22 protein-coding genes are annotated in these 23088 nt (G+C 40.7%); 3 read left to right on the forward strand and 19 right to left on the reverse strand.

The features are described 5' to 3' along the window. Positions 1–48 precede the first annotated feature (48 nt). The 11 genes from flgL to flgB form a co-directional block, all read right to left on the reverse strand. Complete coding sequence (gene flgL / locus ABN256_RS03735; protein ID WP_196553710.1) at positions 49–993, reverse strand: flagellar hook-associated protein FlgL; 945 nt, start codon at positions 991–993, stop codon at positions 49–51. 31 nt (positions 994–1024) lie between these two features. Next, positions 1025–2677 carry a flagellar hook-associated protein FlgK gene (gene flgK / locus ABN256_RS03740; RefSeq protein WP_349439145.1) on the reverse strand — a complete coding sequence of 551 codons (1653 nt, stop codon included), beginning with the start codon at positions 2675–2677 and terminating at the stop codon, positions 1025–1027. Positions 2678–2794: 117 nt separating this feature from the next. Beyond that, the gene (gene flgJ / locus ABN256_RS03745) at positions 2795–3781 is read right to left on the reverse strand and encodes a flagellar assembly peptidoglycan hydrolase FlgJ (RefSeq protein ID WP_197269052.1); all 987 of its coding nucleotides are present in this window, start codon (positions 3779–3781) and stop codon (positions 2795–2797) included. Beyond that, positions 3781–4887, reverse strand: coding sequence for a flagellar basal body P-ring protein FlgI (locus ABN256_RS03750; RefSeq protein WP_072068523.1), 1107 nt, complete (start codon positions 4885–4887; stop codon positions 3781–3783). The genes flgJ and ABN256_RS03750 overlap by 1 nt, the downstream gene beginning before the upstream one ends. Before the next feature lie 14 nt (positions 4888–4901). Then, the gene (locus tag ABN256_RS03755) at positions 4902–5645 is read right to left on the reverse strand and encodes a flagellar basal body L-ring protein FlgH (RefSeq protein WP_196553713.1); all 744 of its coding nucleotides are present in this window, start codon (positions 5643–5645) and stop codon (positions 4902–4904) included. Positions 5646–5708: 63 nt separating this feature from the next. Continuing rightward, the gene (gene flgG, locus ABN256_RS03760; RefSeq protein WP_072068525.1) at positions 5709–6491 is read right to left on the reverse strand and encodes a flagellar basal-body rod protein FlgG; all 783 of its coding nucleotides are present in this window, start codon (positions 6489–6491) and stop codon (positions 5709–5711) included. A gap of 19 nt (positions 6492–6510) precedes the next feature. After that, the gene (locus ABN256_RS03765) at positions 6511–7266 is read right to left on the reverse strand and encodes a flagellar basal body rod protein FlgF (RefSeq protein WP_196553714.1); all 756 of its coding nucleotides are present in this window, start codon (positions 7264–7266) and stop codon (positions 6511–6513) included. Positions 7267–7287: 21 nt separating this feature from the next. Continuing rightward, a complete protein-coding gene (gene flgE / locus ABN256_RS03770; protein WP_072068527.1) occupies positions 7288–8508 on the reverse strand; it encodes a flagellar hook protein FlgE in 1221 nt (406 codons plus the stop codon). Between the two features lie 27 nt (positions 8509–8535). Further along, entirely contained in the window at positions 8536–9366 is an 831-nt protein-coding gene (locus ABN256_RS03775; RefSeq protein WP_072068528.1) for a flagellar hook assembly protein FlgD, read from the reverse strand. A 12-nt stretch (positions 9367–9378) separates the two neighbouring features. Next, the gene (flgC, locus tag ABN256_RS03780) at positions 9379–9783 is read right to left on the reverse strand and encodes a flagellar basal body rod protein FlgC (RefSeq protein ID WP_023581815.1); all 405 of its coding nucleotides are present in this window, start codon (positions 9781–9783) and stop codon (positions 9379–9381) included. A 10-nt stretch (positions 9784–9793) separates the two neighbouring features. Then, entirely contained in the window at positions 9794–10204 is a 411-nt protein-coding gene (gene flgB, locus ABN256_RS03785) for a flagellar basal body rod protein FlgB (RefSeq protein WP_072068529.1), read from the reverse strand. Positions 10205–10413: 209 nt separating this feature from the next. Here flgB and flgA point away from each other — a divergent pair, with 209 nt between their 5' ends. The 3 genes from flgA (at position 10414) to ABN256_RS03800 (ending at position 12381) form a co-directional block, all read left to right on the forward strand. After that, positions 10414–11070 carry a flagellar basal body P-ring formation chaperone FlgA gene (flgA, locus tag ABN256_RS03790; protein ID WP_349439148.1) on the forward strand — a complete coding sequence of 219 codons (657 nt, stop codon included), beginning with the start codon at positions 10414–10416 and terminating at the stop codon, positions 11068–11070. Positions 11071–11627: 557 nt separating this feature from the next. After that, positions 11628–11927: a flagellar biosynthesis anti-sigma factor FlgM gene (flgM, locus tag ABN256_RS03795; protein ID WP_036935733.1), complete on the forward strand. Its 300-nt coding sequence runs from the start codon at positions 11628–11630 to the stop codon at positions 11925–11927. Between the two features lie 16 nt (positions 11928–11943). Next, complete coding sequence (locus ABN256_RS03800; RefSeq protein ID WP_072068531.1) at positions 11944–12381, forward strand: flagella synthesis protein FlgN; 438 nt, start codon at positions 11944–11946, stop codon at positions 12379–12381. Between the two features lie 360 nt (positions 12382–12741). On the opposite strand, the gene flhA is transcribed toward ABN256_RS03800, so the two are convergent. The 8 genes from flhA to ABN256_RS03840 all read right to left on the reverse strand — a co-directional run bounded on the left by flhA (position 12742) and on the right by ABN256_RS03840 (position 22870). Then, positions 12742–14832, reverse strand: a complete 2091-nt coding sequence (flhA, locus tag ABN256_RS03805; RefSeq protein ID WP_072068532.1) for a flagellar biosynthesis protein FlhA — start codon at positions 14830–14832, stop codon at positions 12742–12744. Next, positions 14825–15973: a flagellar biosynthesis protein FlhB gene (flhB, locus tag ABN256_RS03810; protein WP_072068533.1), complete on the reverse strand. Its 1149-nt coding sequence runs from the start codon at positions 15971–15973 to the stop codon at positions 14825–14827. The genes flhA and flhB overlap by 8 nt, the downstream gene beginning before the upstream one ends. Positions 15974–16394: 421 nt before the next feature. Next, positions 16395–17051: a protein phosphatase CheZ gene (gene cheZ, locus ABN256_RS03815; protein WP_023581808.1), complete on the reverse strand. Its 657-nt coding sequence runs from the start codon at positions 17049–17051 to the stop codon at positions 16395–16397. 9 nt (positions 17052–17060) lie between these two features. Next, on the reverse strand, positions 17061–17450 hold the full coding sequence (gene cheY / locus ABN256_RS03820) for a chemotaxis response regulator CheY (protein ID WP_023581807.1): 390 nt from the start codon (positions 17448–17450) through the stop codon (positions 17061–17063). Between the two features lie 59 nt (positions 17451–17509). Continuing rightward, the gene (locus ABN256_RS03825; RefSeq protein WP_109407821.1) at positions 17510–18562 is read right to left on the reverse strand and encodes a protein-glutamate methylesterase/protein-glutamine glutaminase; all 1053 of its coding nucleotides are present in this window, start codon (positions 18560–18562) and stop codon (positions 17510–17512) included. Beyond that, positions 18555–19451, reverse strand: coding sequence for a protein-glutamate O-methyltransferase CheR (gene cheR / locus ABN256_RS03830; RefSeq protein ID WP_072068535.1), 897 nt, complete (start codon positions 19449–19451; stop codon positions 18555–18557). Before cheR ends, ABN256_RS03825 begins: the two co-directional genes overlap by 8 nt. Before the next feature lie 6 nt (positions 19452–19457). Further along, a complete protein-coding gene (locus tag ABN256_RS03835; RefSeq protein WP_197269049.1) occupies positions 19458–21104 on the reverse strand; it encodes a methyl-accepting chemotaxis protein in 1647 nt (548 codons plus the stop codon). A 59-nt stretch (positions 21105–21163) separates the two neighbouring features. Next, positions 21164–22870, reverse strand: coding sequence for a methyl-accepting chemotaxis protein (locus ABN256_RS03840; RefSeq protein ID WP_115349987.1), 1707 nt, complete (start codon positions 22868–22870; stop codon positions 21164–21166). Positions 22871–23088: the final 218 nt, after the last annotated feature.

A 23088-nucleotide genomic window follows, 5' to 3' on the forward strand; every position in this document is an offset into this window, starting at 1 on the left:
TAAATACCAGGGGTGATATCAAAATGTCGCGAGACAGTACTATAAAAATTATCGATACATCTTGAACATCGACATCTCTTTCATGTCGTTAAAGACTTTATAAGAAGCCTGTAATACAGACTCTTCTTGGTAATAATCAGAAATTGCTTGTGTCCAATCTAAATCGCGCAGCTCACTTAAACGTTTTGCATTTCTTAACGACGTATCCGCGCCTAAATCATCCAAGTTATCAAGCTCTTGAAGTTGTAAGCCTAACTTCGCTTCAACACTAGAAATATTATTTAAGGTTGCGCGGTTAACGCGATTCGCTGTATCAATTTTTGCTAATGCGGCATCACGATCAGCTTGTGGTTTACCTATTAGTGGTTCTTGTAACGCAGTAATAGCGCCATCTAATGCTTCAAAAATATCAGGTGCAGTTCCTTTACTCCCTGAAGATTGTAATGTTTCAATCCCAGTGAAGTTAGTGACCATTTCAATATTGCTATCTACTTTTTGGGTAATTTGCTTATCACCACCTTGGTAGGTGATTTTACCTGTTGCATCAGCGACAAAAGGAGGTTTATCTGTTTGGAAACCTGCAAAAATATAACGGCCAACACCATCTTTTGTGTTGCCAATACCCACTAATTGATCTTTTAAACCTTGTAATTGGTCAGCTAAAGATGAACGGTCTTCATCACTTAATGTTCCATCATTACCTGCTGCAACCAGTGTCTCTTGAATTTTCGTTGTAATATTAACCATTTGACTGGCTAAGCTCATTTGCAAAGACATGCTGTTTTTTGCAAATCCACGCGCAGTTGCATACTGTTGGTTACGAGATTCAGATTGTTTCACCATAACCGCTTGGGATGCTGCCATTGGATCATCTGATGGTTTTTCAACACGACGACCGCTGGAGATTTTATTTCCTTCAGTCATCCATTTGCTTTGTGAACTGGTAATATTGTCCACTCGCTGGCTAAAAATTTGATTTGAACTTAAACGCACAGTGATATTCCTTATTCTGATGAAGGGTTACTTAGAAAACTTGCATAATCGCATCAAACATGCTGTTTGCAGTTTGAATAACTTTTGCATTTGCCATGTAGTATTCTTGAATGCGATACATCTCACCGTACTCTTCATCCAAGTTCACACCAGAAACAGACTGTTGTTGTTCGACAATACTTTTAGTAATAGAAACCTGGGCATCAAAGTCAACTTGAGCCGTATTCACTTTATTACCAACCATACTGATCAGTGAACCATAGCCACCTGCAATTGTTGTTTTGCCGTCAATGATTTTTTCATCGGGTAACTCAAACAGTTTTTTCATGTTTTCGTTATCACTTGGTGCAGTTTCACCATCTGCATTTAATGAACCCGCAGCAGCAATTTTACTTGGATCAGTGACTGCAACATTCATACCTGCAATCACATTACCTACAGATTGAACAATAATAGAATCGTCTTTTTGTGCAGTACCATTGATTTTGATACTCATACCTTCAAATTCTAATTCGCCCGTCGCGTTTACTTTAGCATCAACTTTACGACCGCCCGGCTCTACCGTAACATTCCACTTACTACCATCATATTTAACAGTATAATCAGCCGCTTTCACTGCTTTGGTATCGGTATATTTCACATCAAAGGTTGCGTCACCTTTATTCTTACCATTAGGCATTACATGGGCGCCACCAAGGTCGAAGAATTTCTCGCCTTTTTTACCATCTAAATCAAAACCTTGTTCGTGTTGTTTATTAAATTGATCACCTAACACTAACGCTAATTGATTTAATTGGTTACGGCTTGGATCTAACACTTCTTCACGGCTACGGTAAGCACCGCCAAGTTCGCCACCGTTAATACGTTTTGCATCCACTTCACGAACGTCATCAATACCGTTGCTATAACCAATAACAAGGCGTTCGCTATTTTTACTTGATGGAATAGCAGAAACTTCATAAGAGCGAGTACCAGATACTAATGGCAAACCATTAGCAAATGTGACGTTAACAAAACCACCATCCTGTTGAGTGACTTGAACATCAACCAGTGTGTTTAGCTCTTGAATTAAACGATCACGTTGGTCTAATAAGTCGTTAGGATCAGTGCCATTGAAGCCTTTAGAACGACTAATTTCGTTATTTAATTTTGCGATCTGTTTTGTATATTCATTGATATTTTTAGAGGTATTTGTCACCTGACTATTAATATCTTTTTCTAGATCACGCAATGATTGGTCTGCTTTAGCAAACATATTGACCATTGCTTCCGCTTTACCAATTACCGTTGTACGCGCAGGGTTGTCTTCTGCGTTATTGGTTACGTTTGGTAAGCTTGTAAAAAATTCGTCAATAGCGCTCGAAACATCATTTCCTTTATCTGCTAACAAATCATTAATTTGTGAGATATTTTGGGTATAACTATTAAGTGCGCTTTGTTTTGACATTGCACGGTTCATTTGACCGGCAAGAAATTCGTTATACTCACGATGAATACGGCTAACATTAACACCATTACCGATATAACCATTACCGGTCATTGTGCCGCTGTTTTCATTAAAAACAGTCATTTGACGGTTGTACCATTTTACATTTTGGTTAGCGATGTTATTACTTACAGTGCTCATCGCAGCTTGTGCCGCATTAAGTCCGCTCATCGCTGTATTAATTAAACTGTTGGACATTTGTCTATCCTTTTACGTTTAGTCATCACCCGTATGCACGGAGCATAGCTGGCAAATTGGAATGAATGCTCTGGTCTTTATTATCGGTACTTCCCCTCCAAACTTGAGGGGAAAGCATTAAAATAGATCGCTTAAATCGTGAGTATAGGTTTTAGCAACTTGCTCACCACTTCCTTTCAATTGACCAATAATTGAAACCAGTTTTTTCGCATAACCAGGATCGGTGGCATAACCCGCTTCTTGGATGCGATAAGCAGCTTGTTCTGGAGTTTGAGCTTGAGGCACTTTAGCGTAACGAGGGCTTTCAGTAATCAATCGGAGATAATCTTGAATAGCTTCAACATAAGAGCCATAAACGCGGAAATTATCTCGCATTTTAATTGACTTACCGTCAATCACTTCGGTTGTCATAATATTTGTGACAGGTCCTTTCCAACTATTTCCTGCTTTAATACCAAACAGATTATAACTTGGCTTACCTTCACCCGTTAGAATTTCACGTTTGCCCCAACCCGATTCCAACGCCGCTTGAGCAACAACTAAAAGATGGTGTACACCTGTGCCTTCTGTCGCTTGTTTAGCAGGCCCTAACAATTTAGATGCAAAAGAAGCACTGCTTTCAGATAACCCCTTAAGTTTACCAATCGTACTTTCAATTGCATTTTGGTAAGGCTGCATTGCTCGGTACATTTGCCCCAAGGCTTGCGTTGGCATGGATTGAAAAATATCACTGCCATCTAATGGCATTGGCGTTTTTCCAGCCATCTCGCTCGGTTCCATCGTCACTTTTGCAGAAAGCTGCTTTTCTATCATGTCAGCAAAGCCCAAGCCTTTTTGTGATAAGTCTTGAGCGATTTGTTGATCATAAAGTGATGTGTACATTTTGGTACTTTCTGAATTAAACATGCTCTCTTGAGGTATTGCATCGCGCATGCTCTTTAACATCATTTGAACAAAAACACCTTCAAGTTGCTGCGCCACTTGGCGCAGTCCTTGTTGATCAGTATTTTGCCCGACCTGATATTTAAGTTTATTCAATGCATTACTGTCATATGCCGGCGTTGACATCGTCGGCATTGAAGAAAGCAGAGATAAATCTTTCATCAGATAATCTCCAATCTCGCACGTAAGCAACCCGCGCTTTCCATTGCCTGCAATATCGACATTAAATCAGTCGGTGTTGCACCTAATGCATTTAATGTACGGATCACTTCGTTTAGACTTGCGCTTGCATTCACTTGCTGTAATGAGCCACCTTGTTCACTCATATTCACACTTGTATTACGTGTTACAACAGTGCTACCACCCGCAAATGGAGTATTAGGCTGACTTACATTCACTTGGCTATCAACCGTGACAGAAAGGTTGCCTTGTGCAATCGCACAGCTTCCTAATGTCACATCACGATTCATAACAACAGAACCCGTTCTTGCATTAATGATCACTTTTGCATCTGCAATAACTCGTTTAATTTCGAGATTTTGAACTTCAGCCAAGAAACGTACTTGTTCACTTTTACCAACAGGAACACGTAGTTGAACTGTACGAGCATCTAAAGGGATCGCGGTACCCACACCTCTTAATTTATTAACGGTATCAGAGATATGTTGTGCCAATGTGAAGTTTTCTTCATTCAGTTGCAAGTTCAACAGACCTGTTTGACCAAATTGTGATGGTAGTTCGCGTTCAATAATCGCTCCGCTACTAATACGCCCACCCGCCAATTGGTTAACTTTAACGCTATTACCGCCTGCGGATGCACCTGCTCCCCCAACCACAATATTACCTTGAGCCAAAGCATAAATCTGATTATCAACACCTTTGAGTGGCGTCATCAGCAACGTACCACCACGTAAGCTTTTTGCATTACCTAATGATGAAACAACGACGTCGATTGATTGCCCTGTACGACCAAAAGGCGGTAATTTTGCTGTTACCATCACCGCAGCAACGTTTTTCAATTGCATATTGGTGCCGGGTGGTACTGTGATCCCCAATTGTGAGAGCATGTTATTCAGACTTTGTGTGGTAAACGGGGTTTGCATTGTTTGGTCGCCCGTCCCATCTAATCCCACCACTAAACCATAACCAATCAGCGCATTTTCTCTTACCCCTTCAACAGAGGTGAGATCTCTGATCCGTTCGGCATGGGCGGAAAAACCGACACATGTCATCACGATAAAGAAAAGGCTCATCGCTATTTTTTTCATCTGGACCCTACTCATTAAAAAGGTGATACATTTAAGAAGAAGCGTTGTAGCCATCCCATAGACTGTGCTTCATTGATATAACCATCTCCGATATATTCAATACGAGCATCAGCAACTTGGGTTGAATTTACGGTATTGGCACCACTGATAGTTCTTGGATTCACAACACCTGAAAAACGAATAAATTCAGTACCTTGATTGATAGCAATTTGCTTTTCACCAATAACGTGCAGGTTTCCATTGGCGAGAAGTTGATCGACAGTCACAGTAATGGTGCCTTTAAAGGTATTGTTCGCATTTGCGCCACCTTTACCGCCAAAATCACTGTTTCCTTCCATACCCATATCAGCACGGCTATTACCAAACAATCCTTCCAAGAACCTTGGCGTAATCGAGGCAAGGAACCCAGCTTTGCCATTACGACTTGCATTCGCAGATGAGTTTTTGCTTGCACTGACATTTTCTTGCAATGTGATAGTCAACGTGTCACCGATATTTCGAGGGCGTCTATCTTCAAATAGAGGCTGATAGCCAAAATAAACAGGCTGAGCTGACTGAAAAATAGAGCCATTAGGTGCAGGTGCCGTTGGTGCCGTTGGAACCGCAGTTGTGTTACCTTCTACTAACGGTTTTTTGGGTATATATGCGCATCCCGACAGTGTCAGTACCAACAGGGCGGTACCTAAACGTTGATGACGACGCCATCTGACACTAAGCTTTCTTGCCCCAGAATTGTCAGTAATGACCTTTGTATCCATCTTCGATACTCTTTTAGTAATACGCCTGACAGGAAATCCTGTCAGGCTAATGAACAAACAAAATTAGAGTTGCGTTAGTTTCTGTAACATCTGATCTGATGTTGAAATCGCTTTACTGTTAATTTCATAAGCACGTTGAGTTTGGATCATATTGACCAACTCTTCAGCCACGTTAACGTTAGAGGTTTCAACATATCCCTGATACAACAAGCCTGCGCCATTGATACCCGGGGCATTTTCAGTTGGTGCGCCAGAACTTGCGGTTTCTAAGTACAAGTTTTCACCCACACTTTCTAATCCGCTGTCATTAATAAAGGTAGTTAGTGTCAATTGGCCTACTTGTTGTGGCGCAGGATCACCTTCCATCTCAACGCTGACTGTACCATCACGACCAATCATCACTTTCTTTGCGGTATCAGGCAAAATAATAGCGGGTACAACTTGGAAACCACTGGTTGTCACTAATTGGCCATTCTGGTCCATTTGGAATGCACCATCACGGGTATAAGCGTCTGTGCCATCAGGTAACTGAACATGGAAAAAACCCTGTCCTTTGATAGCCACATCACGTGTTCCATTTGTTGGCGCTAAGTTACCTTGGCTATGTAAACGTTCGGTCGCAACCGGACGAACACCCGTACCAATTTGTAAACCTGAAGGTGCGTTAGTCTGTTCAGAAGTCATCGCACCCGGTTGACGAATTGTTTGATACAGTAAATCTTCGAAAACCGCACGTTGACGTTTAAAGCCATTGGTGCTGACGTTTGCGAGGTTGTTGGAAATCACATCCATGTTTGTCTGTTGTGCATCCAACCCAGTTTTAGCAATCCATAAAGAACGGATCATGGTTTTCCCCTTACACTATTTAACTCAGTGATAGCAGTTGGTTAGCCTTTTGCGCATTTTCATCAGCGCTATGAATAACCTTCATTTGCATTTCGAAACGTCTTGCGTTTGCTATCATATCGACCATGGCTTCTGCTGGATTAACATTACTGCCTTCTAACACACCAGCTAACACCTTCACGCTATCATCCGCAGGTAATTCCTCACCAGCACGCGCTGCTCCTTTCGGTGATAAATGGAATAATCCATCATCACCACGAACTAAGTCGTTTTGCTCTGGTTTTACCATTTTTAAACGACCAATCTGACCCAACATTTTTGGCGGATCAGTGGGAACATGCGCAGTCACAATACCGTTATTAGCAATACTGACATTTGCCTGAGGAGGTACTTCAATCGCACCGTTATCCCCCATTAACAAACGTCCTTGCACCATCAACATGCCATCTGCATTACGTTGGATGTTTCCGTTTCGGGTATAGGCTTCGGTGCCGTCATCAAGCTGAACAGCCAAATAACCGTTATCACTTAATGCAACATCCATTGATCTGCCGGTATAGTTCATCGTTCCTTGACTCTGATCGCTACCAGGCGTTGAAGCTACCGTTAATGTACGAGTTGGTAAGGTATCGCCATTGACAGGTACGGCTCGCATTGCACTAAGCTGCGCTTTGAATCCAGGCGTTGATGCGTTTGCTAAGTTGTTCGCCACGACAGCTTGATTTTCCATCGAGTGTCTGGCGCCGCCCATCGCGGTATAAATCACATGATCCATAACAGATTATTTCCGGCGTTATTAGCGCAAGCTAACCAGAGTCTGCAGGATTTGATCCTGAGTCTTGATGGTTTGTGCATTTGATTGATAGTTACGTTGAGCAACGATCATGTTGACTAACTCTTGGCTCATATCAACGTTAGACGCTTCTAATGCGTTATTGGTTAATTTGCCGAATACACCAGAGCCTGCAACACCGACGATCGGTGAACCTGAACCGTTAGTTTCAGACCACATATTGTCGCCTTGTGAACTTAAGCCACCTGCATTTGCAAAGTTAGCTAATGCGATTTGACCAACAACTTGGCTTTGTTGGTTTGAGTAGGTCGCCATGATTGAGCCATCTTGCTCAATACGGAAGTTGGTGAATTCACCCGCTTGATAACCGTTTTGCGCTAATTTAGATACGCTTGATTCAGCAACTTTCTGTTGGGTACTACCTGTAAAGTTCATTGCCATACTCATGGTTTCTGAACCTTTATAAGATACGGTAGTGAAATTATTAATGCTGGTTGCCGCTTCGTCTAATACACCGTTATTTTTATAAACTAACTTGCCTAGATTTTGAGCTGGCTCACCTGTTGTGGAGTCTTGAGCATGAACTTCCCATTCATTATCTTTTGTTTTTACAAAGAATAAGTTCAGGTTATGTTCATTACCTAAGCTATCGTAAGTCGTTACGTTAGTACTGAAGTTATAAGAATCATTATCTTTAGGATCAAACGCATGAGTTGTTTGATCAATGACTTCTTCAGCTGAGTTCAAGTTAACCGTCATATCTACTTTATCGGTTGCACTTGCATTCATCATATCAGTAGGAATAACAATAGGTGTTGGCGTTGCCCCTTTTTGAACCACGTTTTTACCATCAACGCTTTGTACTGGATAACCTGTTACACGCATACCTTGCATGTTAGTCAGGAAACCATTTTTATCTTTACCGAATTCACCATTACGTGAATAAAAAACACCGCCGTTTTGATCTTCAATACGGAAAAAACCACCGCCAGAAATCGCCACGTCTGTTGGACGGTTAGTCGTTGTGATACTACCATCTTTAAAGTTTTGGCTAATACCTGCAACTTTAACACCTAGACCTGCACCAGATCCTGCAAAAACATCTGCAAAAGAAACACTTGCACCTTTAAAACCGTAGGTTGCGGAGTTAGAAATATTGTTACCGATAGTATCTAAGTTTGCGGCTGCTGCGTTTAAACCACTTACTGCTTGTGAAAAGGACATGCGCCCTCCAAGTTGAATATGTGTTAGTTAAAGAACCTGACGAATTTCATCCAATGAAACGGTATTACCTAAGCCAACATCAAGGCGGGCACCACCATCCACCATGGACACACTATTCACCAGCGCATAATTCAGTGTCTTAACAGGGACCTGAGCATCATTAAGCGTGGCGTTAACGGTAAATTTATAGCTTCCTGTTGGAACAGGATTGTCATCTTCATCTGTACAATCCCAAGAGAAGTTATAAACATCCGGTAGCATCTTTTTGTCCATATTGATCGTACGAACAGTCACACCACTCGCATTGGTGATGTTTATCGTAAGAGAATCGGTTGGACTGAGTAATTCAAAACCAAAAGGTGTTGAAAAAAGGTGTTCACTATCAGGGGTATTTGGGTCCGTATCATCTGCTTTATACGTTCCCATTTGCTGACGTGTTTTTTCATTTTGAGTATCAGGTGTTGGAATTGTGTCATCCCCGTCACCGGGTTTTTCAGTCTCATCTTTACCATCGGTTGGCTGAAAGACAACAATTTTATTCCCAGCGACCATGACACCACGGCCAACTAAGGAAGATGCTCGCAATGCCTGACTTTGATCAATTTGCCCAACAATGTTATTCACTGTTTTATTCAGTGTTTCTATACCTTCAACGGTTGAAATTTGAGCTAACTGAGATGTTAACTCATTATTTTGCATTGGGTTTGTTGGGTCTTGATTTTTCATCTGGGTGATGAGAAGTGTCAGGAAATTCCCTTTAATATCATCACTACCACTTTTTTTCGTATGGTATGAAGAAGGTGCATCCCCGATAATGGTATTATCATAAGGTTCATTCATTGAGGAGGAAATACCCACAATTTATTCTCCCTATTGACCTATCATCAGTGTTTTTTGCATCAGTGATTTTGCCGTATTCATGACTTCAACGTTAGCTTGATAGCTACGAGAAGCAGAGATGGTATTAATCATTTCACCCACGACATCAACATTCGGCATACGTACATATCCTTTTTCATCGGCAAAAGGATGCCCTGGCTGATATTCCATACGAAATGGGGCTGGATCATCCACTACTTCGGTGACACGCACACCACCAATTTCTTGGCCGGCTGGTGCATTTACCTGAAAAACAACCTGCTTTGCACGATAAGGGTCGCCATCTGGCCCCGCAACACTGTCGGCGTTTGCCATATTGCTGGCACTCACGTTTAAACGTTGTGATTGCGCTGAAAGTGCTGAACTTGAAATATCAAAAATACTAAATAAAGACATGCTCTTTACCTTACTGTTGCAATACAGACATCATGCTTTTAACTTGTGAATTAATAAATGTCACATCAGCCTGATACTTAAGGCTATTGTCAGCAAAATTACTACGTTCCATGTCCATATCCACAGTATTACCATCCATCGCAGTTTGATGAGGCACGCGATAGAGTAAGTCTGCCTCTAAGCGATAACCAGGTTTGATTGGGATATGGCGCTCTGATGTCATCGCTAATTGCATGCCATGACTACCAGTACGTCCGTTTTCAATGGTTTTTTTCAATTCAGAAGCAAAATCAATATCACGAGCCTGAAAGCCTGGGGTATCTGCGTTCGCGATATTCGCAGCGAGGATTTCTTGGCGTTTATTGCGTATTGAGAGCGCTTCTTGTTGAAAATGAAACGTATTTTCTAATTTATCGAGCATCTTCTATCCTTGGTGGCTAAGCCACTTACCTCAGCTGATAAAACAATTTCAGTTGACAGAATAAACGCTCAAAAAAAAGATGATTGGAGGAATAGGCGTAAATTGGATTGCTATTTATGCGTTTAAGGCGTGTAGAGACGATGTACACTGTGCTGGCTAAATAAGTACAAATGCACAATTAGCATCAACTCTGTAAGGTGATACAAACTATGTTAGTTAAAACTCTTATCGGTCTGTTTTCTTTTTTCTTTATGGTGAATGTAAGTATCGCTAAATCACTCCCTGAAGAACTACAAGATTTCTTTGTCGCGCTTCATCAACAAGGCGATAAAGTGACAGTCACTGTTTTAACACCTGAAGAGAAATGGCCAGTGTGTCAAACGCAAGAGATCCAACGCCACGCAGGTTCTCGCAATTGGGGACGTCTTTCAATTCCCATTCAATGTGATAAACAACGTCGTTTTATTCAAGTTGATGTTAGCGTTAAAGGTAAATACTTAATCGCAAAAAAAGATATTAATCGTGATGACATCATTGAAATATCTACTGTCAGCATGGCAACAGGCGAGTTAGAAAAACAGCCTTATGATGTATTGCGCGATCCCGCATTAATTAAAAATGCGATTGCGATGAGACAAATATCCGCAGGTAAACCCTTAACATCAACCATGGTTCGTCGCCCTTGGGCAATTTTAGCAGGACAAACAGTAACGGTATTTGCACAAGGTCCTCACTTTCAGATCCGTTATGAGGGCAAAGCGGTAAACAACGCCGTGGCCAATGAAACGATCCGAGTAAGAGTAAAATCAGGACAAATCGTCACTGGTGAAGCACTTGAAAATGGCTCTGTTCGCATCCCACTTTAATAAATTAAAAAGCTGATAAGCAGAATAAGCCTATATTGAATTGCTTGTTACTCGTTTCAGTTATGGCAAGCCAAGGTAAACTCTCTTACGTTACATTTTTTACTCTAAATAATTGCGACAATTTAAAGCATCAATATAGATACTCTAAATAATTCAAGCTGTAGCTAGACAACAATTTAAAGCATCTAATATAGATACTCTAAATAATTCAAGCTGTAGTTAGACAACAATTTAAAGCATCTAATATAGATACTCTAAATAATTCAAGCTGTAGCTAGGCGCAAATTTAAAGCATCGCCAGTAGATACTCTAAATAATTCAAGCTGTAGCTAGGCGACAAATGAACGAATCGCTAGGAGCATACATAAGTATGTGACTAGTGTGAGTGAATGCAGTCAACAACGCTACGGCTTGAAGTATGACGAGTATGACAAGTAACATTAAAGTTTTTGATTCTATAGCCGATATAAAGAACCAAGATGATAGGCGAAAACACATAGGTTGTTTTACAATGGCTTCATCTGACTATTAATTGATGCCTAACAAAGGATTTTCCTATGAGTATTGAACGCGCAAATCCACTGCTTCCGATTAACGCAATTGCACAACGTAACCCAGGTGAAGTTACACAGGGCTCACGTAAATCGGGAACAACTGAACAAAAAACTGCAACAGGTGACACTTCGGTTAAATTAAGTGAAGCACAGAAAAAACTTGTTCAGCCTGGAAATAAAGACATAAACGTTGAGAAAGTTGCTCGTTTAAAAGAAGCAATTGCCAACGGAACCTTAACCATGGACAGCGGTAAAATCGCGGATGCTCTTTTCCGTGAAGCTGCTGAAAGCATAACTCAATAATATTTTAATGATTATGATGGAAGAACTCCGCCAGACTTTAGATCTTCAATTATCACAGCTCAATACTATTGCCAGTATTCTACGTGCTGAACAACAGTTATTGTGTGCAGGTAACATTGATATCAATGCACTTCACGAAGTTACTGAACAGAAGAATTTTGTCTTGTCGGCTTTAGGTCATACAGACCAACAGCGTCATACGCTAAGCTTACAAGCTGGTGTAGAAAAACCTTACACCGGATTACCATTCTTATCTGATTTATGGATACAGATAATGGATATTACGGCGGAGCTAAAACATCTTAATCAACATAACGGATTACTATTAGAGCAACATATTTCTCGTAATAGTGATGCTATCCGTTTTTTGCAGAAGAACCACAGCCCAACCCTTTATGGTTCTGATGGTCAAGCACAGCGCTCTACATTAGCTGGGCGAAAAATTCAGGTTTAGGTTTTCTCGATAATTATTAGAATTCACATGATACGCCATCAATCTTGATGGCGTTTTTCTTTATTGATAAAACGTTATTAACTTTAAGCCACTATACATCACTATTATCTATCTTCTTCTCGTAACACTTTATTTCTCTTATCTACATTTTCACTATTAATTGAGCCTTTATTTCTTTATTATTCAAATTATTACTACACTTTTCATAACATCATCAAACCACCTATTTATTGATGTACCAGCTTTACCCTTTATCATAAATAAAAGCGCGAACACATCCCTCTTCATGTCTATCAATATAAAAAAGGCCACTTAATAAAGTGGCCTTAGCGGTAGATAACGGTATATCAACGAAAATGATTAATGTGGTTGCCCACCAATCATTGATGTCATACGGATCCGACGACCTTCACTAATTTCCATATTCGATAACACCGCCAATTGTGGCAAACTACGCCGTAAGAAGCGTGAAAGTAATGAACGCAATGTGTGATTCACTAATAATACTGGAGCACCACCAGACATCTCTTGATGGCGTACAGCATCTGCCGCTTGTTGTTCAATATTTTCAGCAAGACCCGGCTCTAATCCACCACCACTTTGCATTGCTTGAACCAAAATACGTTCTAAGCTTGCATCTAAACCAATCACCTGGATTTCATCTTGATCACCAAACCAGTGTTGTGTAATCGCACGGCGAAGTGCAACACGAACCACTGCCGTTAATTCGGCCGGATCTTTTTGTTCTGGTGCATGCTCTGCTAAGGCTTCTAATATGGTTCTCATATCACGAATAGGCACTTGCTCAGAAAGCAGATTTTGCAATACCTTATGCAACACCGTGAGTGAAAGCATATCTGGGATCATATTTTCTGTCATTTTAGGGAGCTCTTTACTGACCCTATCAAATAACATTTGTGCTTCTTGGCGACCAAATAGTTCTGATGCGTATTTCGTTAATGCATGGTTAAAGTGCGTTGCAATAACAGTACTTGCCGCAACAACGGTATAGCCTTGAACCTGTGCTTGCTCTCTTAAACTGTCATCAATCCAAACCGCGGGTAAACCAAAAGCTGGCTCTTGAGTGATATCACCGTCTAAAGAGCCGACTGCATTACCCGGATTAATTGCTAACCAACGCCCCGGATGCGCTTCTCCATGACCAATTTCAACCCCTTTCATCAAAATACGGTAAGAAGAAGGTCTTAACTCCATATTGTCACGAATATGAACAACAGGAGGAAGGTAGCCTGTCTCTTGAGCAAACTTTTTACGAATACCGCTAATTCGTCCTAATAACTCACCATTTTGGCGGTTATCTACCATTGGAATTAAGCGATATCCCACTTCCATCGCTAATGGATCTTCCAGTTGCACATCTTCCCATGACGCTTCAACAACACGGTTTTGCTTCTCAACTTCTTCCATCTCTTTTTGTTGTTGCACTTCAGGGTTAGCGTTACGACGTAAAATATACCAACCCAATCCACCTAATGCTGCTGTGAAGAAGAGGAAAACAAAGTTAGGCATTCCCGGGACTAAACCTAACAAGCCTAACACCCCAGCTGTTAACATCAGTACACGAGGATTATCAAATAGTTGAGTCACCATTTGTTGCCCAACATCTTCATCTGTTGCAACACGAGTAACAATAACACCCGCTGCTGTTGAGATAATCAATGCTGGGATTTGAGCAACCAGACCATCACCGATGGTTAAAAGAGTATAAGTCGTTGCTGCATCGTTTAACGCCATTCCGTGTTGAGCGACACCGACGATAAGGCCCCCCACCACGTTAATCACAAGGATCATTAAGCCTGCGATGGCGTCACCACGAACGAATTTACTCGCACCATCCATTGAGCCGTAAAAGTCAGATTCTAATGAAACTTCTTTACGACGTTTTTTAGCTTCATCTTCGTTAATAATGCCCGCATTCAGATCAGCATCGATTGCCATCTGTTTACCCGGCATTCCATCTAATACAAAACGAGCACCCACTTCAGCAATACGTCCCGCACCCTTGGTGATAACCATAAAGTTAATCAAAATAAGGATGATAAAGACCACAATACCGATAGCAAAGTTACCGCCAACAAGGAAATGGCCAAAGGCCTCAACAACGCGCCCTGCAGCTTCTGGCCCTGTATGTCCTTCCATTAAGATGATACGTGTTGAAGCAACGTTTAATGATAAACGTAACAACGTGGTAAACAGCAAAATAGTCGGGAAAGCAGCAAAGTCTAAAGTACGTTTTGTAAACATTGCCACTAACAGCACCATGATCGAAAGTGCGATATTAAAGGTAAATAATAAATCCAATAGAAAAGGTGGCAATGGCAATACCATCATTGACAGTATCAACAAGATAAGCACTGGCCCTGCCAGTATCTGCCACTGAGAACTTTTCCAATTTCCCGGCAAGCGGAGTAATGAGGCCAAATTAGCCATGACGATTATCTTCTCCAGCAAAGTCCAGTGCGGGAGGCACTGGCAAGTTCATAGGTTGTTTAGGTTTTAAACCACCTTCGGTTTTCCATCGTTTCAGTTGATAAACCCATGCAAGCACCTCTGCAACCGCGGCATAAAGGGTTGAAGGTATTGCATGGCCTATTTCACTGTGACGATATAACGCCCTAGCAAGCGGTGGCGCTTCTAGAAGCGGAATTCGATTTTCTGCACCAATCTCTTTAATTTTTAACGCAATAGCCCCTGCACCTTTCGCTAACACTTTAGGTGCGGTCATTTTGTCGTTATATTGCAATGCGACAGCATAGTGTGTTGGGTTCGTAACAATAACGTCAGCCTTCGGTACATCAGCCATCATTCGACGGCGAGACATAGCATGTTGTTGCTGACGAATACGCGCTTTAAGTTGAGGATCACCCTCTTGCTGTTTAAATTCATCTTTAATTTCTTGGCGCGTCATACGTAGCTTTTTCAGATGGCTACGGATTTGGAAAATAATGTCGAATGCCACCATCGGGATCAGCATAAAAACCGTAATGTAGACAGCAAAAATCAGCAATTGCATCGCATTGGCTAATGCACTAAGCGGAGGAAGTGTGATCAGATGAAGAATATCGTTCCAGTTGTGCCATAAAAAAACGGTTGCCGCGATCCCCACAAAGGTTGATTTTAGTATCGCTTTAAATAACTCTGCTAACGCATTCATTGAAAATATACGTTTTAACCCAGAAATAGGGTTCCATTTTTTCGGATCAAACTTAATAGATTTACTACTAAAGTTAATCCCACCTAATAAAGCAGAGCCACCAATTGCCACAAGCACTAAACCAAAAAACACAGGTGATAACGCAAAAACAGCTTGTTTAATCAAGCTACCAAATCGAGGGATCAACAAATTCTCATTACCAATAAGGTGATGATTAAATGTAAATCCTTCCGTTAACATGGCATGTAGCCCACGAGTGATAAATCCACCACTCATCCACAGCAAACTCACACCACCCAAGATCATTAAAACGGATGAAAGCTCTTTAGAACGGACAATTTGTCCATCCTTTTTAGCTTTTTCCCGTTTATGGGGTGTGGGGTCTTCTGTTTTTTCGAGATCGCTATCTTCAGCCACAGTCTGTCCGATTTAGATAATGAGATTAAAAGCATGAATGAAATGACTCTAAGCATGACAAATTCAGAGGAAATTGATGGGCTGAACAATCGCAAATTTACGGGGCTTTTTGGGCTATGGCGGTAGGCGCTTAGAAAGCAATCTAATGATAAAAATAACAATAAAGGTAGTATTGTCGCTAATTATAAGGAAATCAGCGAAATTCACAGAAAATAATGTACTTTCTTATATTGATCCTGATTTAAGCAACATCGAAAGCCGCTTAAAAAAAGCGGCTTACATTTTCTTCAATAGCGTGGGCTATCAAAGCGTTATTACGTGATTTTTTATCCATAAAGTACACCATCCTAAAAGAGCAGAGCATAGAGCGAATGCGTCCTGCATATCTCAACGTCCTTATCGCCCTAAAACTCATCACAGGTTAAAAACCTAGACTTTCTAGCAAATCATCAACTTGATCTTGGTTTTTGATCACACCAGCATTGTTTTTATTAACCTGTGGACCATTTAATAAAGAATCAGTCTCTTTTTTCACATTAGACTTTTCAAGTTGCTCTGGTGGCAGGTTTTCCATTAATACCATCACGAGTTGCTTTTCAATTTCTTGAACGACACTCATCATGCGCTTAATCACCTGACCTGTCAGATCTTGGAAATCCTGTGCCATCATAATTTCCAGTAACTGACTGTTAGTAAAAGCCGTACTCTCAGGGATATCCCGCAAATAATTGCGGGTATCTGTTACAAGAGAGCGTACATCTTTCAGCTCTTCTGGCTGTTCAAACCATTGGTCCCAACGTTCAGTAAGCTTAGTCGCATCGGCACTTAACGCATCCTGTTTAGGCTGCGCAGCTTCGACACAATTCAATGTACGCTCAGCTGCCTGAGCGGTCATTTGAGCAACATAATCCAATCGTTCCCTAGCGTCAGGGATGGCTTCTGCTGCTTCGGCTATTGCTTTATCCAATCCTAATTCTCGCAAACTGTCGCGCAACATCCGCGTCAATTGTCCGATCCGGCTGATAATATCAGATGTCATTTCAATATTATCTTTCGGCATAATTGGATTCCCACTCATTGCGACTCCTTAGATGCCCAGTTTTTCAAAAATTTTATTTAGTTTTTCTTCAAGAATTGCTGCTGTAAAAGGTTTAACAACATACCCACTTGCACCGGCTTGCGCTGCTGCAATGATATTTTCTTTTTTAGCTTCAGCGGTCACCATTAATACTGGTGTTGCTGCAAGTCCCGCATCACTACGAATATTTTTAAGAAGCTCTAGACCATCCATATTTGGCATGTTCCAGTCTGTTATCACAAAATCAATTGCCGAATTGCGTAATTTAGCTAACGCGTCAGCACCATCTTCTGCTTCTTCTACATTCGTAAATCCTAATTCCTTTAGCAAATTACGAACTATGCGGCGCATTGTTGAAAAATCATCAACCACTAAAAATTTCAGATCCTTACTTGCCATTGAAAACTCCTTCAAAATATATCGGCAAATTACTGTGTTGCTTTTTAAACTGAACTTAATCAGATACGCAATGATTGCGTGCTACTGATTTTCATCAGTACCGCTTTACTCATTGAGCTTATACTTTTCACCTCATCAACTGCGCCTATTTCAACCGCAGCTCGAGGCATACCAAAGACGACACAACTCGCTTCATCTTGTGCAAAGGTATAACTTCCTGCTTGACGCATTTCTAATAACCCAGCAGCACCATCACTTCCCATTCCAGTTAAAATAACGCCAATGGCATTACGCCCCGCATATTTTGCAACTGAACGAAATAGTACATCGACTGAAGGACGATGGCGGTTTACTGCAGGTTCTTTATTAATGTGGATCTGGTAGTTAGCACCATTGCGACGAAGCTCCATGTGATAATCACCCGGCGCAACATACGCATGCCCTGGTAATACACGTTCTCCATCTTCAGCTTCTTTTACACTGATTTGACATAAACGATTTAATCGTTCTGCAAATGAGTGTGTAAACCCTGCTGGCATATGTTGTGTAATCAACACCGCTGGGCTGGTAACGGGTAATGGTTCTAGAAAATTACGAATAGCCTCTGTGCCACCAGTTGATGCACCTACAGCAATCAACTTTTCACTCGAAATCATCGGTGTAAATGACAATGATTTAGAAGGCACTACTTGAACTTCGCGCCGACTAATTCGTGCAAGAGCGGCTGCACGAATTTTCTCTGCAATCAGTTCACTATAAGCGAGCATACCTTCACGTAAACCAAGCTGTGGTTTAGTCACAAAATCAACAGCACCCAGTTCTAACGCTTTTAGCGTTACTTCTGAGCCTTTAGCTGTTAATGATGAAACCATAACGACAGGCATCGGTCTTAATCGCATCAGTTTTTCCAAGAAATCAATACCATCCATACGTGGCATTTCAACGTCTAACGTTAATACCTGTGGGTTGTACTTTTTTATTAAGTCACGAGCCACTATAGGATCTGGTGCACAATCAACAACTTCCATATCGCTATGACTGTTGATGATTTCTCGCATGATTTGGCGCATTAGCGCCGAATCATCAACACAGAGTACCGTTATTTTATTCATAACCTCTCCTTGCTGGTGTCAGCCCGTAAACGGTATGCCCATGCAAGTAGAAATCCTTGCTAAGCTGGCTTACATTTTCAGAATGCCCAACAAACAGCATTCCGTCTGGTTTAAGTAATGAGGTAAAGCGGTTAAGTAAGGTTTGTTGTGTCGTTTTATCAAAATAAATCATGACATTACGACAAAAAATCGCATCAAAACTGCCTTCTAAATCCCATTGCTTGTCGAGTAGATTCAAATACTGAAAAGAGACCATTTCACTGATTTGTGGTCTAATTTTTACGTATCCTTCAAAATCGCCGACACCTTTGAGAAAATATTTTTTCAAATATTCATCATTTAATGTTTTAAGCTCTTCTTGTCGGTAAACACCTTTTCGTGCTTTATCCAACACATTTGTATCGATATCGCTGGCAATAATTTTGGTTTTATAAGGGTTATTCCCAAAAACATCGCGTAAAGTCATCGCAATTGAATAAGGCTCTTCTCCAGTAGATGCAGCTGCACACCATACTCGGTAGACGCCCCCTGCTCCTGCTCTTTTTCTGGCATGTTTCGCCAAAATAGGAAAATGATGTGCTTCCCTGAAAAATGCAGTGAGATTCGTAGTTAAAGCATTAACAAACTCTTGCCATTCAGGGTTGCGTACATCACTTTTAAGAAACGCAAGATAGTCACCAAAGTTATTCATCCGTAATTCACGTAACCTCCTAGTGAGACGGTTATAAACCATCTCCCTTTTGTTGTTAGTCAGCACAATACCTGCCTTTTGATAAATCAATTGGCATATAGATTGGAACTGATCATCGGACAACATGAACCGTTGAGTAAAAATATCCAACGGTTGAGCAGCGATATCTGATAAGACTTCAGTAACATTACGTTTCATTGTTTTTTAATGGGTCTTTTTAAAAAATGATTTTTTATCTGCTTTTTTCAACCCATTACCTTCTAGGGATGAAGAGGTATTACTCTCATCCGTGTCAGGCAACTCGAATGCCGATACAGCATCAACAAGGTTATTAGCCTGATCTTCCAATGCTGCGGCAGCAGATGCTGATTGCTCCACCAAAGCAGCGTTTTGCTGTGTCACCTGATCCATCTGACTGACTGCATCAGCGACTTGGTGAATACCTCTACTTTGTTCATCAGAAGCTGAGGCGATTTCTGCCATTAATTCAGTGACTTTATTTACTGATGTGACGAGTTCCTCCATTGTCTGCCCTGCATTATTAACGAGTTGAGAACCTTGAGAGACTCGTAAAACAGATTCATCAATCAATAATTTGATTTCTTTTGCAGCATCAGCACTACGTTGAGCAAGGTTACGAACTTCTCCAGCAACAACCGAGAATCCTCGTCCTTGTTCGCCTGCGCGTGCAGCTTCAACGGCCGCATTAAGTGCTAATATATTGGTTTGGAACGCAATACCATCAATCACACTGATAATAGCTCCTATCTTTTGAGAACTTTGTGTAATCGCATCCATGGTTTCAACAACACTATGCGTAATTTGACCACCACGCATGGCTGTCTCAGAAGCAGATTCTGCGAGCTTACTTGCTTGTAGGGCGTTATCAGCATTTTGTTTTACCGTCGCTGTTAACTCTTCCATGCTTGCCGCAGTTTCTTCTAATGAAGCAGCTTGTTGTTCAGTTCTTGAGGATAAATCCGTATTTCCTTTAGAAATTTCTTGAATGCCAGAATGCATAGCGTGGCTGTTATCTCGAACAATACGAATAGAACGCGCTAGCTCACCACGCATATCTCGTAATTGTCTAAACACATCCCCTATTTCATCATCCGTAAATACAAGAATTTCACGATTTAATTTACCAGTCGCAACATCATTAAAATAACGGCTTAAACTTGCGAAAGGTTTAATGATATTAAAACTTAGCCAACGGTGAGCCGCGATTGACACAACAATAACCATCGCTATTGCGCCGATAAACATTAAGATAGCGATAGTATAAGAACGATGTCCTTGCTCTATCGATTCTGTAATTTCTGTCTGCACATAATTCATATAAGTGTTAAATGAATTTTCCATTGCCGTTTGATAACGTTCCGTTGGTTGGTCTAAAAAACCTTGGAAATTATCGTTTTTTAACATGTTATGTAATTCAGTTAATGCACCATATAAAACGTGGTAATCATTTTTCACCGCTTCAACGATTTCTTTTTCTTCTGTCGGTATTGCCTCTTTATTTATTTCAGCAAGGAAATTTTGAAAATGAGTATTCGCCGTTTCCAAGCGTGAAAGTGCTATTGATTCAATAGATTGAATATAATCCGTTGACTGTTCAGTTTTCACTGCGATAGCAACACGATTAATCGCATTACGTGTTTGTATTAAAGATGCCCAACTTAATCCTAACTCATCTCGCTTAGATGTATCTAAATCAACTCTGGTGATCTGTTCGTTATTCAAATGGACAATCCCTAGCGAAATGCCACTAGAAATCACCTGCATAACGCAAAACATCATCAGTAATAAATATAGACTGGTGGATATCTTTAATTTGCGAAACCTAAACATGCCTTCACCTCGTTTAAAGCGGTGGTAAAAAGCCACCGCTTGTCAGCCACTTGTTGTTGTTAGAAAGTTTCCCAGTTAGCGGGATCTTCAACACTGCTGCTCTTTTTCTTTTCTGAGGTTCCTGGTTTTATAAGTGGAGCAGCGGCTTTAACTACAGGGGTTGCATCCGATTCCTTTCTTTCTAGCGTTTTTTCTTCCTGACCCGGTAATTTGAAGATTGAAACTAAGCGGGTTAATGCAACTGCTTGATCTTCAAGACCAGCAGCAGCGGCTGCAGATTGTTCTACTAAAGAGGCATTTTGCTGAGTGACACGATCCATTTCAGACACCGCAAGGCCAACTTGTGAAATCCCTCGACTTTGTTCATCTGATGCAGAAGCGATTTCGCCCATGATGTCAGTAACACGAGTTACGGAGTCCACAATACGCGTCATCGTCTCACCCGCACTTTCAACGAGCACAGAGCCAGTTTCAGTACGACTTACAGAATCTTCAATCAGTGTTTTTATTTCTTTAGCAGCTTCTGCACTTCTCTGTGCAAGGTTACGAACTTCACCGGCAACTACCGCAAATCCGCGACCATGCTCACCGGCTCTTGCTGCTTCAACGGCCGCATTCAGTGCCAAAATATTGGTCTGGAATGCAATACCATCGATAACTGCAGTAATATCGGTGATTTTCTGAGAACTTCCGGCTATGTCGTGCATTGTTTGCACCACATTAGCAACAACTTTTCCGCCTTGACGAGCGATATCTGAGGCATCATTAGCAAGGTTACTTGCTTGACGAGCGTTATCTGCATTCTGTTTTACGGTTGCCGTTAACTGTTCCATGCTAGCAGCGGTTTCTTCTAATGAAGCCACTTGCTCTTCGGTACGTGCAGATAGATCATTATTTCCAGCCGCAATTTCACTCGTGCTGTTATAAATATTTTCTGTACTCTGATAGACTCCACGAACGGTTTGAATAAGCTCTTGTTGCATATGCTTTAAGCCATTTGCTAACAAGCTCATTTCATTACGGCCATTCACTTCAATATTTGGACGTAAATCGCCTTCAGAGAAGGTTTTAATACTTAATAGAAGTGAATTTAATGGTCTAATCAAGGCATTACGTAACGCAAACCAGCATAAAATTAATGCAGAGATAACGATAATGGCTAAAACAACCATTGTGATAACTGTACGTTGGTGAGAGGCTTCTAATGCCACGTTTAATTCATCATTAAACTTCTCATTACGCATAACGTAGGCAAGATATTCTTTATAAAAAGCATCTTGATAACCTGTCGTTGGTTGCTCAAAAAAATCTTTTAAATTCTTATCTTGAAGTAAAATTTCCAATTGATTTAATGCAGAGAAATATTCGATAAAACGCCCTTTTAGGCTACGAACATCATCTTCTGAGTGAACTTGATAAGCGGTAATGTTTTTTTCAAATTCTTTAAATTTCTCATCTGCACGAGACATATTTTTACGAGCAAGACCCGTAAGATAGTCAACAGAAAGAGAATCATCCACATTCAGGTTTTTATCTTGTAATAAAAAGCTAATCGCAGCGCGATTAATATTATTACGAGCTTGGAGTAAGTTAGCCCAACTTTCGTCTAGGCGCTCACGTTGATCCTGTATTGTTAGTGTTTTATTCAGGTCATTTCTTGTCTCAATAATATTTGAGTAAAAAACTCCCCCGGAGATAAATTGCAAAACACCAAACAACAGAAGAATGGATAATAATCCAGTCACTATTTTCATTCGGCTAAACATAGTTTCCCTTTTTTATAATAAATGGTAATGAGCAAGTTATCGGCAGACTTAAGAGAAACTTTATAGGTTTCATTTCGTCTTAGTCACGTTTTTGCCCCATTAAAAAGCGATGGTAATACTTGTTTTTAATTAAAATTATAAGTATAAAAAACTTTATATTTATTTCCGTCAGTAGAAAAATATTACAACTTGGTGATAGCTACTTATAAATTAATAAA

It is taken from the genome of Proteus sp. fly-1008, assembly GCF_040140305.1.
GTDB classification, from domain to species: domain Bacteria; phylum Pseudomonadota; class Gammaproteobacteria; order Enterobacterales; family Enterobacteriaceae; genus Proteus; species Proteus vulgaris_B.